8 protein-coding genes are annotated in these 11800 nt (G+C 68.6%); 7 read left to right on the top strand and 1 reads right to left on the bottom strand.

Going from position 1 to position 11800, the window contains the following annotated elements:
* Nucleotides 1-10: 10 nt before the first annotated feature.
* From QM741_RS16010 to QM741_RS15980, 7 genes are all read left to right on the top strand, one after another.
* On the top strand, nt 11-1345 hold the full coding sequence (locus QM741_RS16010) for a TldD/PmbA family protein (RefSeq protein ID WP_415208640.1): 1335 nt from the start codon (nt 11-13) through the stop codon (nt 1343-1345).
* An 85-nt stretch (nt 1346-1430) separates the two neighbouring features.
* Nucleotides 1431-2129, top strand: a complete 699-nt coding sequence (locus QM741_RS16005) for a DUF4159 domain-containing protein (RefSeq protein ID WP_415208639.1) — start codon at nt 1431-1433, stop codon at nt 2127-2129.
* Nucleotides 2130-2287: 158 nt separating this feature from the next.
* Nucleotides 2288-3283: an AAA family ATPase gene (locus QM741_RS16000; protein ID WP_415208638.1), complete on the top strand. Its 996-nt coding sequence runs from the start codon at nt 2288-2290 to the stop codon at nt 3281-3283.
* 10 nt (nt 3284-3293) lie between these two features.
* Entirely contained in the window at nt 3294-4217 is a 924-nt protein-coding gene (locus QM741_RS15995) for a DUF58 domain-containing protein (protein ID WP_415208637.1), read from the top strand.
* On the top strand, nt 4214-5380 hold the full coding sequence (locus QM741_RS15990) for a BatA domain-containing protein (protein WP_415208636.1): 1167 nt from the start codon (nt 4214-4216) through the stop codon (nt 5378-5380). The genes QM741_RS15995 and QM741_RS15990 overlap by 4 nt, the downstream gene beginning before the upstream one ends.
* The gene (locus QM741_RS15985; protein WP_415208635.1) at nt 5377-7569 is read left to right on the top strand and encodes a hypothetical protein; all 2193 of its coding nucleotides are present in this window, start codon (nt 5377-5379) and stop codon (nt 7567-7569) included. Before QM741_RS15990 ends, QM741_RS15985 begins: the two co-directional genes overlap by 4 nt.
* Entirely contained in the window at nt 7566-9290 is a 1725-nt protein-coding gene (locus QM741_RS15980; protein ID WP_415208634.1) for a carboxypeptidase regulatory-like domain-containing protein, read from the top strand. The genes QM741_RS15985 and QM741_RS15980 overlap by 4 nt, the downstream gene beginning before the upstream one ends.
* Before the next feature lie 12 nt (nt 9291-9302).
* Here the strand turns inward: QM741_RS15980 and QM741_RS15975 are convergent, their stop codons facing one another.
* A complete protein-coding gene (locus QM741_RS15975; protein WP_415208633.1) occupies nt 9303-11753 on the bottom strand; it encodes a TonB-dependent receptor in 2451 nt (816 codons plus the stop codon).
* Between the last annotated feature and the right edge of the window lie 47 nt (nt 11754-11800).

The raw sequence follows: 11800 nt of genomic DNA, 5'->3' as shown, positions 1-11800 counted from the left end.
CACCGCACCAATGAGCATCTACACCGAAGAACAGGCCCGCACCATCCTCGACAAGGCGATCAAGGCCTCGAAGGCCGACGAAATCACCGCGGCGCTGTCGGGTTCCAACGGCGGCAACATCCGTTACGCGCTCAACGAGGTTTCGACCAGCGGCTACGTCAGCGACTGCGATCTCGTCGTCGAAGTCGCGTTCGGCAAGCGCGTCGGTACCGCGACGATCAACGCGTTCGACGACAAGTCGATCGAAGCCGTCGTGCGTCGCGCCGAGGAGCTTGCCAGGCTCGCGCCGGAGAATCCCGAATTCGTGCCGGCGATCGAGAGGCAGGCCTACAAGCCCAGCAACACGTTCGCGCAGAAGACCGCCGACGTCACTCCCGAATACCGCGCCGGCGTCGCCGCCGCGTGCATCGAACCGTGCCGGAAGGAAAAGCTCGTCGCGGCCGGATTCTTCACCGACGACCACAGCTTTTCCGCGATCGCCAACAGCAAGGGCAATTTCGGCTACCAGAAATCCGCCTCGATGGATTTCACCTGCACCGTGCGCACCGACGACGGCAAGGGTTCGGGCTGGGTCGCGCGCAACCTCGCCGACGTGTCGAAGTTCGACGCCAGGAGCGAGATCGTCACGGCGATGCAGAAGGCAAAAGGTTCGGTCGGCGCCAAGGCGCTGGAGCCGGGCAAGTACACCGTCATCCTCGAACCCGCCGCCTCGGCGCACCTCATCTCCGACATGATGGAGGGTTTCGACGCGCGCCAGTCCGACGAGGGCCGCAGCTTCCTCTCGAAGAAGGGCGGCGGCAACAAGCTCGGCGAGAAAGTGTTCGACGAGCGCGTGACGATCTACGCCGATCCGTGGGACGAGCAGGTGGCCGTGCTGCCGTGGGACCGCGACGGCCTCGCGCGCGAGAAGACGCCGATCGTCACCAAGGGCAAGGTCGAGTACCTGCACTATTCGCGCTACTGGGCGCAGAAGAAGGGCAAGAAGGCGGTCGGCCTGCCGGGCAACTTCATCATGCTCGGCGGCGACAAGTCGACGATGGATCTGGTCAAGTCCACGAAGAAGGGCATCCTCGTCACGCGCACCTGGTACATCCGCATGGTCGATCCGCAGACCGTGCTGCTGACCGGCCTCACGCGCGACGGCACGTTCTACGTCGAGAACGGCGAGGTCAAGTACCCGATCAAGAACTTCCGTTTCAACGAGTCGCCCGCGATCATGCTCAACAACATCGAGGAGATCGGCAAGCCGGTGCGGGTCACCGACGACGAATCACCGTTCGTGATGCTGGTTCCGCCGCTCAAGGTGCGCGACTTCACCTTCACCTCGTTGTCGGATGCGGTGTAAAGAGAGGAGCGAGCGAGAGGAGTGAGAAACGAGTGAAGCAGGTATTGCAAACTCGTTTCTCACTTCTCTCCACTGTTTTCTCCAAATGACCCGCTCCGAATTCCTCCGTCTGATGTTTGCCGGCGTTGCGTTGGCGCCGTTCGCGCGGCGCGCGCGTGCGGGGGAGCCGGCTTACGACTTCTGGTTCACCCGCCTGATGTACGAATCGGGCGACTGGGACGTCGATGCGCGCATGCCGTCGAACATGATCGACGCACTGATCCAATACACGACCTTGCGCGTCGACACCAAGGAGAACGTGCTGCCGCTGGCCGATCCGCGCATGCTGACGCAGCCGTTCTGCTACATGGCCGGGCACAAGCTGGTCGAGTTCAATCCGGATGAGCGGCGCAACTTCGAACGCTACGTGCGCAACGGCGGCTTCATCCTTGCCGACGACTGCAACCACGACATCGACGGCTTGTTCGCCAAATCGTTCGAGCGCGAGATGGTATCGATTTTCGGCGAGGGCGCGCTGAGGAAACTGCCGAAGAAGCATCCGTTGTTCGACGCGTTCTTCAAGTTCGACGGGCCGCCGAACACCGCGTTCGAGCTCAACGGCTGGGGCGACGACATCGTCCACGAATACTTGAAGGGCATCGAGATCGGCGGCCGCCTCGGCGTGCTCTACAGCAACAAGGATTACGGTTGCGAATGGGATTACGACTGGCACAACAAGCGCTTCCTCGCCGAGGACAACACGAAGTTCGCGGTCAACGTGGTGATCTATGCGCTGACGGCCTAGTTTTCCCCTTCTCCCCTCGGGAGAAGCCGCGTCACCAAAGCGCCGGATGAGGGAAGAGCATTGCGGATTTCCCCGGTGCTGCCAAACTCCAGTGTCTTTCCCTCATCCGCCCTGCGGGCACCTTTTCCCGAGGGGAGAAGGGAAGCGAAGATAAACTCATGAACGATACGATCACCGAACAATCCATCCAGCGGCAGCTCGCCGGACTCAGCGCGCTGCGCGAGGCCATCGCGCAAGTCATCGTCGGCCAGCGCGACGTCGTCGAACAGCTCCTGATCGGCTTGCTCGCCGGCGGGCATTGCCTGCTCGAAGGCGTGCCCGGTCTTGGCAAGACGCTGCTCGTGCGCTCGCTCGGGTCTGCGCTCGCGCTCGACTTCCGCCGCATCCAGTTCACGCCCGACCTGATGCCGAGCGACATCGTCGGCACGGAAATCCTCGAAGAGGACCACGGTACCGGCAAGCGCTACTTCAAGTTCCAGCAGGGACCCGTGTTCACCAATCTGTTGCTCGCCGACGAACTGAACCGCACGCCGCCGAAAACGCAGTCCGCGCTGCTCGAGGCGATGCAGGAGCGCACGATCAGCTACGCCGGCACCACGCACGCGTTGCCGAAGCCGTTCTTCGTCCTCGCCACGCAAAACCCGCTCGAACAGGCCGGCACCTATCCGTTGCCCGAGGCGCAACTCGACCGCTTCCTGCTGCATATCCGCGTCGACTATCCGGACGAGGCCGAGGAGCGTGCGATCCTCGCGCAGACGACCGGCGGCGCCGCTGCCGACCTCACCGCGGTCATGGGCGGCGAGGAAGTGATCGCCCTGCAGAAGCTGACGCGCGAAGTGCATATCGGCGATGACGTGCTGACCTGGATCACGCGCCTCGTGCGCGCCTCGCGCCCGCAGGCGAGCGCGGTGCAGGCGGTGCGCGACTGGGTGCGCTGGGGCGCGGGTCCGCGCGCGGGCCAGTCGCTCGTGCTCGCGGCCAAGGCGCGCGCGCTGATCCACGGCCGCCTCGCCGCCACGCGCGAGGACGTCGCCGCGCTGGCCGCGCCGGTGCTGCGACATCGCCTGCTGCTCTCGTTCGCGGCCGAAGCCGAGCAACGCAGCAGCGACGACGTGGTCGCCGCGTTGCTGAAGTCGGTGCCGTTCGCCGCCTAGGCGCGCGTCGATGGCGCCGCTGATTCCGCCCGAGTTGCGCGCGCACCTGCGCGAGTTGCGTCTCACCGCGCGCCACGGCGCGGGCGGCGACGGTCTTGGCCAGCATGCCAGCCGCAGCCGCGGCGCCGGTCTCGAATTCGCCCAGTATCGCGCCTACGAGCCCGGCGACGAGCTGCGCCGCATCGACTGGAAACTGTACGCGCGTTCGGACCGCTACTTCGTGCGCGAGGCCGAGCGCGACAGCCCTCTGACCGCATGGGCGATCGTCGACGCGAGCGCATCGATGCGCCAGCGTGATAACCCGAGCGCTGGCTCTGATCAGCCACGATTCTCCAAGCTCGGCGCAGCAAAAGCTCTCACTGCCTGCGTGTTCGAACTCGCGCTGCGGCAGGGCGATCGCTTCGGCCTGCTTGCGCTCGCCGGCGCCGCGCCCGCATTCGTGCCCGCCGGCGCCGGGCCGCGCCAGCGCGATCGCTGCCTGCTCGAACTCGCACGCATCGAGGCTGCCGGCGGCTGGCCCGACGCGGCGACGCTGACGCCGCTATGGGAACGCATCCGGCCGCCGGCCGTCGTCGTCATTTTCTCGGATTTCTTCGACGATGCGATCGCCGGGCTTGCGCTGCGCCTAGCCGCCGCGCGCCGCGAAGTGCTGACCGTGCAACTGCTGAGCGCGGAGGAACGCGATTTCCCGTTCGCCGGCGGTCACCGTTTCCGCGATCCCGAATCGGCCGCGGAACGCCGTGTCGAAGCGGCCGCGGTGCGCCGCGACTATCTCGAACGCTTCGCCGCGGCGCGCACCGAACTCGCGCGCCGCTTCGGCGTGGCCGGGATCCGCCACGTGGAATACGTGCTCGATCTCCCGCTCGTCGAGTCGCTGCGCGCGCTGTTCGGGGCCGATGCCGCGCGCGCCGACGGGGCGGGCAGGGCGGCATGAGCCTCGTTCTGCTCGCGCCGCTCGGCCTCGCCGCGCTGGCCGCGCTCGCGCTGCCGCTGCTGATCCATCTGGTGCGCCGGCTCGAATTGACCACGACCGAGTTCGCCGCGCTGCGCTGGATCTCCGAACGCATGCGTCCGCAGCGGCGCCTGCGCTTCGAACGGCCGTGGCTGCTGCTGATCCGTCTCGCGCTGCTGGCGCTGCTCGCCGTATTGCTCGCGCGGCCGGTGTGGCGCGGCGATGCGTTGCCGGCGCGGGCATGGGTCGTCGTTGCACCGGGCGTCGCGCTGGCCGACGCGCGCGCCGCGGCTGGCGTCGTCGACGCCGAATGGCATTGGCTCGCGCCGGATTTTCCGCGCGTCGAGGAAGCGCCGCCCGCGGCGTCGGTCGCGGTCGCCAGCCTGTTGCGCGAACTCGACGCAACCCTGCCGCCCGCCGCCGCGCTGACCGTCGTCGTGCCGGAGCAACTCGCCGGACTCGATGGCGAACGGCCACGCCTGTCGCGCGCGGTGGATTGGCGCATCGTTCCGGGCAGCACGTCCGATACGGTCGCGTCGACGCCGGAACCGGTGCGACTCGCGGTGCGCTACACGCCGGAGTCCGAACCCGCCCTGCGCTATCTGCGCGCCGCCGTCGCCGCCTGGAACCAGCGCGAACGCGGGCACTACGAACTCGACGCGCAACCGGCCGATGTGCCGGTCGCCGATACGACGAGCTGGCTGGTCTGGCTCGCCCCGCCGTCGCCCGCGTTGGCGCGCTGGCTCGACGCCGGCGGAACCGCGCTGGTCTCGCACGATGCCGATACGAACGGCGAACCGCTATGGCGCGACACGGGCGGTCGCGTTCTCGCCCATCGCGTGGCAAACGACAAAGGCTGCCGCATCGCGTTGCATGGCGGCTTCACGCCTGCCGATCTGCCGGAACTGCTCGACGCGGATTTTCCGGATCGCCTGCGCACCGCATTCGATCCCGCGCCGGCTGCGCCGACGCGTGCCGCGGCGGCAACGATGCGTCCGCGCGTCGAAGCGGGGCCTGAGGCGATGTCCTTGCGTTCGCCGACGTCCGCACGCGCCCTCGATGTCTGGCTGGCGTTGCTGATCGCGATCCTGTTCCTGCTCGAGCGCTTCGTCGCGACACGCGTGCGTACGCAGGGTGCGGCATGAACGCCGACGCATGTCTGCGCCGGCTTCGCCTCGCCGCGGTGAGGCGCCGCATGGCGATCGTCGCGGCCGGTGCGGTTCCGATCGCGGTCGCCGGGGTCGTTCTCGCGGCGCGAATCGGCGGAGCGCCCACGGCGTACGCCATCACATTGTCGACGTTGGCAGTTGCCGCCGTGATCGTGTACGTCGCCCGGCGTCGTATCGATGGGGCGTGGCTCGCGCGTCGCCTCGATACGACGGAGCCGGGCATGGAGGACAGCGCGGCACTGCTGTTGCGCGGCGAGGATTCGCTGACCGATCTGCAGCGTCTGCAACGCGCGCGCCTGCAAGCGCGCCTGACGGCATCGGAGTGCGATCTGCGCGAGCCGTGGCCGAAACGGCGTCTGCTCGCGGCATCCGCGGTCGCGCTTGCGTTGCTGGTCGCCGCCGCCTGCTGGCGCGCGCCTGTATCGAACGGGATCGCGGCAGACTCCAATGCTGGATCGCGCAACGCGAACGCCACCGCGCTCACCGGCGCGCGCATCGACATCGAAGCGCCCGCGTACACGCGGCTCGCGCCGCGCAGCGAAGCCGCGCTCGACGCGAAGGCGCCCGAAGGTTCGCGGCTGCGCTGGAGCCTGCGCTTCGATTCCGCGCCGAAGTCGGTGACGCTGGCGTTCCACGACGGCAGTCGGCTCGAGTTGACGCACGACGGCGCCGACTGGCGCGGCGAGCGCGCCCTCGCCGCATCGGCGCTGTACCGCGTCGTACTCGACGGCGTGCCGCCGCTCGCCGACGATCGCCTCCACCGCCTCGACGCGATTCCCGATCGCGCGCCCGAGGTGCGCGTGCTCGAGCCCGAGAAGACGCTGACCCTGCTCGACGCACAACAGAAAACGTGGGACCTCGCGTTCGAGGCCGACGACGACTACGGCATCGCCAGCGCCGAATTGCAGATCACCTTGGCGCAGGGCACCGGCGAGAACATCAAGTTCAAGGAGCAGAGCGTCGCGCTTTCGGGCGAGCCGGTCGGCGCCGAGGGCGCGCGGCATCAGCGTTTCCACCACAGCCTCGACCTCGCCGCGCTCGGCATCGCGCAGGGCGACGACGTGATCGTGCGCGCGGTCGTCGCCGACAACCGCGAACCGCAGGCGAACACGACGCGCAGCGCGAGCTTCATCCTGCGCTGGCCGGCCGAGGCGTCGAACGACAGCAGCGGGCTCGAGGGCATCGCGCAGAAGACGATGCCGGCGTACTTCCGCAGCCAGCGCCAGATCATCATCGACAGCGAGGCGCTGCTGGCCGAGCGTGCGACCCTGGCCGACAAGGTTTATCTCGGCCGCTCCGACGCGATCGGCGTCGACCAGAAGATCCTGCGCTTGCGCTACGGCCAGTTCCTCGGCGAAGAGGCCGAGTCGGCCGCCGCGCACGACGCGTCACAGCCGCACGGGCATGAGCGTGCGGCGCCGGTGCGGTCGTTCAACGAGGCGCTGCACGATCCGGCCGCGGAAGCCCGCGTCGATGCGCTCGCCGAAGCGCACGAGCGGCACGCGCCAAACCAGGCCGCGCCGAAGTTCGGTCAGGAAGGCGACACGGTGGCCGAATACGGCCATGTGCACGACATCGCCGAGGCGGCGACATTGCTCGATCCGGAAACCAAGGCGACACTCAAATCCGCGCTCGCCGAGATGTGGCAGGCCGAACTGCATCTGCGCCAGGGCCGGCCCGACGAGGCGCTGCCGTACGAACATCGCGCGCTCGAGTACATCAAGCAGGTGCAGCAGTCCACGCGCATCTATCTCGCGCGCGTCGGTTTGGAACTTCCGGTGCCCGACGAGACGCGCCGGCTCAGCGGCGAGCGCAAGGGCGTGGACGACCGCATCGGCACGCTGGCCGCGACGACGGCGGACGATGATGCGGCGATCGTTCGGCTGTGGCAGTCCCTGTCCGGCGACACCGCGCCCGACTGGGACGCGGCAGGAGCGTGGCTGCACGCGCGCGAGGCGCGTCTGCCCGATGCGCTGGGCGTGCTCGCGGCGGTCGATCGCGCGCGCCGCGATCCGGCCTGCGTCGCGTGCCGGAACGAGTTGCGCGATCTGCTCTGGCCGCTGCTGCCGGTGCCGGCTGCGGCGAGCGCACCGCGCGCAGCGGCGGATGCGGGCGGCCGCGCCTATCTCGATGCGTTGCAGGCCGGCGAGGGAGCGCAGCGATGAACGCGCCGACCCTCGTCATTCTCGCGCTGGGGTTGGCGGCCGCGTTCGGCGTCTGGCGCACGCACGGCAGGCACCGTGTGCTGCGCGCGGTCCTGCAGCCCGTCGCGGCGTTGCTGCTGTACCTGTGCCTGTTCCCGCCGACCGCGAGCGAGCATTTCGCCGCGGACGAACTCGTCGTGTTGACGCCCGGCGTCACGGCCCGGCAAGTGGCGGCGCTGCCGCTGGCGGCCAACGTCGTCGCGCTGCCCGGCGTCGAGGCGGGCGGGGCGATCGAACGCGCGCCCGATCTTGGCACCGCGCTGCGCCGGCATGCGGATGCGCGCCGCCTGCGCATCGTCGGTGGCGGCCTGCCGGATCGCGATCGCGACGCCGCGCGCGGCCGTGTCGCGCGGTTCAACGCGGCACCGTTGCCGCGCGGCCTGGTCGAACTCGACGCGCCGGCGTTCGTGCTCGCCGGCCATCGCTGGCGCGTCGGCGGTCGTGCCGAAGGCGTCGCGGGCGGCCGCGCCGAACTGCGTGATCCGGCCGGCGCGGTCGTTGCTGCCGGGCCGCTCGACGCGCAGGGTCGCTTCGCCCTCGGGGCGACGGCAAAAGGCGAGGGCGACGCATTGTTCGCGCTGCAGTTGTTCGACCAAAAGGGTACCCGTGTCGAGACGGTCTCGGTGCCGCTGGCGACGCGCGTCGGTGCGCCACTGAGGGTGTTGCTGCTCGCGGGCGCGCCCGATCCGGAATCGAAGTATCTGCGCCGCTGGGCGGTCGATGCCGGCGTCGCGCTGGACAGTCGCATTGCGCTGAGCGAAGGCATCGCCTTGAACGAAGGCGCGGTCGCGTTGGATGTGGATGCACTGCGCAACGCCGATCTCGCGATTCTCGACGAGCGCGCCTGGGCCACGCTCGATGCGTCGCACCGGCTGGCGCTGATCGCCGCCGTGCGCGACGGTCTCGGTCTGTTGTTGCGCGTCAACGGGCCGGTGCCTGCGGCGGTCGCGGCCGATTGGGCGGCATTCGGCCTGCGCGTACAGGCGGCCGAGGCCATGCCGCCGGTCGTGCTCGACAAGACGCTGGGCCTTGGCGATCCGGGCGTCACGTTCGCGCCTCGTGCGTTCGCGGTCGAAGCACCGCGCGCCGCGCCGTTGCTGCGTGCCGACGACGGTTCGCCCGTGGCTTGGAGTGTCGATGCCGGTCGCGGGCGCGTCGTGCTATGGCTGCTCAGCGACAGCTACAAGCTCGTCCTGCACGGCGAGGCGGCCGCGTTCGGCAGCGTGTGGAGCGACACTTTCGCCGCGGTCGCGCGGGCGCGTGGCGAATCGGTGCCAGCGCTGCCGGATACGGCGCGCGTCGACGAACGCGCGGTATTGTGCGGCCTCGCCGCCGATGCGGCCGTCGTGGACGAAACGGGAACGCGCACGCCGCTGCTCGTCGGCGCCGATCGCTGCGCCGGCTACTGGCCATCGGTGTCGGGCTGGCACGTCTTGCTGAACTCGGGCGAGCGCTGGCCATTCCCTGTGCGTACCGATGGCGAAGCCGCGGGGGTTGCTGCGGCGCACGCCGCGCGCGCGACGCGCGGGTTGCTCGGTGCGGCCGCATCGCCGGCGGGCATGGCGACGCGCGGCGTGCCGCTGCCGCGCTGGCCGTTCTTCCTCGCCTGGTTGGCCGCGGCCGCGACGCTGTGGTGGTTCGAACGCAGAGCTATCGCGGACGACGGCGCAACCGGCGGGTAGGGTAGCGCTGCGTCAGAACCGGTAGTTGCCCTCGACGCCCCACGTGCGCGGCGCGGTGATGCCCGCACTGGTCACGCCGAGCACGTTGGTCACGATCTGGTTGAGGCCGCCGACGTACTGCACGTCGAACACGTTGTTGACGAATAATGCGACGCTCCACGGCACGCCGGGCGAGGACCAGCCGACGCGGAAATCCACGCGCGTCTGGCTGCCGCCGAGCTTGAACGGCGTGGCGAGGATGCACGTGCCTTGCAGCTCGGAATCCGCATTGCAACGCGGCTTGCCGGTGTACGCGCCCTGCAGGGTGAAGTCGAGGCTGCCGCCGGCGACGTCGTGCACGACGTAGTCGGCGCCGAGCGTGGCGGACAGATACGGCAGGCCGGTGGCCTGGCCGTCGAGATTCGTGCCGGCCGAGGTCACGTAGTTGCTGTAGGTCTGGTCGATCCAGGCCGCGGCGGCGTTGAGGCGCAGGTTGTCGGTCGCCTGCCAGCGCGCCTCGAATTCGAGGCCCTTGGCTTCCTGGTCGCTAGGCAGGATCTGGTACTGCGGCAGGTCGCCGTTGCCGCCGCCGTTCGAAACCAGGACCAGGTTCGGCAGATTGGAATATTTGTAATAGTATACCGAGGCGTTGAACAGCAACCGGTAGTCGGCGAACCAGCTCTTGATGCCGGCCTCGTAGTTCTGGACGGTCTGCGGTTTGTATACGGTGCCGACTTCGAGCGCGTTGAAGCCTCCGGCCTGGTAGCCCTTGGCCGCGGAGGCGTAGAGCATTACGTCTGGCGTGAGCTTGTAGTCGAGCACGAGGCGAGGACTCGTGTTGTTCCAACTGCGATCGAGGCCGACCGGCTGGCTCTGCGTCTGCGGCGTGGTGAAGTAGATGTTCTGCTGGAAGGTTTCGATCGGCACGCCGAGCGCGTCGAGCAGGCCGAGCGACTGCAGGCCCGCCAGCGTCGCGTCGAGCTCTTTGGCGACGCGCAGCGGCGTGTACCAGCTGAAATCGCGTTCGTCGCGCGTGAAGCGCACGCCGGTGGTGAGGTTGAGGCGGTCGTTGAGGTGCCAGATCACGTCGCCGTAGACCGCGCTCGCCTTGGCGACGTTGCGGTTGATCATGTTCTCCTGCCACGGATCGCCGAGCAGCGAGTACTGGAATCCCGCGGCCTGCAACCCCTGCGTCAGCGGGCCGTAGAGTCCGCCCGGCGCGATGCCGAGGTTGTTGAGCAGGGTGTCGATGCTGTCGGTGAAGAAGTTGATCTGGCTGGTCTGGTGGCCGTCGTCGCGGTACCAGCTTGCGCCGGCGACCCAGTCGGCGAGGTCGGTCTTGCCGGCGAGCTTGAATTCCTGCGACCAGGTCTTGTGCCGCTCGATGTTGACGTCGTCGAAGTAGAGGTCGATGCGGTCGGTGCCTTCCTGCGCTTCGCGGTTGTAGGTGTGGAAGCGTTGGAACGAGGTCAGCGAGGTGAAATCGCCGAACGGCAGCGGGTGCTCGATGCGCAACGCGAACGAATCGTAGGTGCGCGATTCGCCGGCGTCGGTCACTTCGTTGTACAGCGGCGCGTGGCGCGGATCCATGAAACTCGCGTAATCGGGCTCGATCGACGGCAACTCGGGATACGCCGGCAGCGGCGTGACGTCGATCGTCGGACGCGGCGGCTGGTCGAGGCGTTCGTGCTCCCAGGCGAGGTTGACGCTGGTGTCGGCCGGGCCGTTCCAGCGCAACTGCATGCGCGTGCCCCAGTCGTCGTTCTTGTAGAAATGCTGGCCGGTCGCGGCGTCGCGCAGCCAGCCGTCGCTCTGATTGTCGACGAAGCTGAGGCGGAACGCGAGGCTCTCGCCGAGCGGCGCGTTGAGCACGCCGTCGCCGTAGCGCATGCCGTAGTTGCCGAGGCGCAGGCGCGCATTGGCCTCGAACTGGTCGCTCGGCGCATTGGTCGCCACCGAGATCGCGCCGGCCGCGCTGTTGCGGCCGAACAGCGTGCCTTGCGGGCCTTTGAGCACTTCGACGTGGTCGATGTCGTTGAACATCAGCAGCGCGCCGCCGGTCTTGCCCTGGTAGATGCCGTTCTCGTAGACGCCCACGGGTGCGTCGGTACCGATGCCGAAATCGCCCGTGCCGATGCCGCGCAGGCTGAAGTAGGGCTGGGTCGGCTGATCGCCGCTGACCGAGAGGCCGGGCACGTACTTGTCCATCTTCGACAGGTCGGTCGCGGCGAGCGTGTCGATCTGCGTCGAGGTGATGACCTGCATCGCGATCGGCACTTCCTGCACCTGCTGCGTGCGGCTCTGCGCGGTGACGGTGACGTTGCCGAGCTGCATCGCGGCGTCGTCGGTTTTCGCCGGAGCGGCGGGTGCGTCCTGCGCGTCCGCTGCGGCGAACGCGACCGGGCCGGCGAGCAGGGCCGTTGCGCCGGCGAACAGCGCCAAGCGCACGTGGTTGGTCAGTCGTGTCGTTTGAAATGTTTTCACTGCATCCTCCCATGCCGAAAGTTCGTCACTCCGGCAGGGACTGCCGG

Source organism: Rudaea sp., assembly GCF_047601565.1.
Taxonomy (GTDB): domain Bacteria; phylum Pseudomonadota; class Gammaproteobacteria; order Xanthomonadales; family Rhodanobacteraceae; genus Rudaea.
The sequence above is the reverse complement of the archived record's forward strand: the minus strand, read 5'-3'. Positions and strand labels throughout refer to the sequence as shown.

Excerpts from the sequence above, each read along its gene's own strand:
- QM741_RS15995 (WP_415208637.1), top strand. The coding sequence starts at position 3,294 with ATGGCGCCGCTGATTCCGCCCGAGTTGCGCGCGCACCTGCGCGAGTTG.
- QM741_RS16000 (WP_415208638.1), top strand. The coding sequence starts at position 2,288 with ATGAACGATACGATCACCGAACAATCCATCCAGCGGCAGCTCGCCGGA.
- QM741_RS16010 (WP_415208640.1), top strand. The coding sequence starts at position 11 with ATGAGCATCTACACCGAAGAACAGGCCCGCACCATCCTCGACAAGGCG.
- QM741_RS15985 (WP_415208635.1), top strand. The coding sequence starts at position 5,377 with ATGAACGCCGACGCATGTCTGCGCCGGCTTCGCCTCGCCGCGGTGAGG.
- QM741_RS16005 (WP_415208639.1), top strand. The coding sequence starts at position 1,431 with ATGACCCGCTCCGAATTCCTCCGTCTGATGTTTGCCGGCGTTGCGTTG.
- QM741_RS15990 (WP_415208636.1), top strand. The coding sequence starts at position 4,214 with ATGAGCCTCGTTCTGCTCGCGCCGCTCGGCCTCGCCGCGCTGGCCGCG.
- QM741_RS15980 (WP_415208634.1), top strand. The coding sequence starts at position 7,566 with ATGAACGCGCCGACCCTCGTCATTCTCGCGCTGGGGTTGGCGGCCGCG.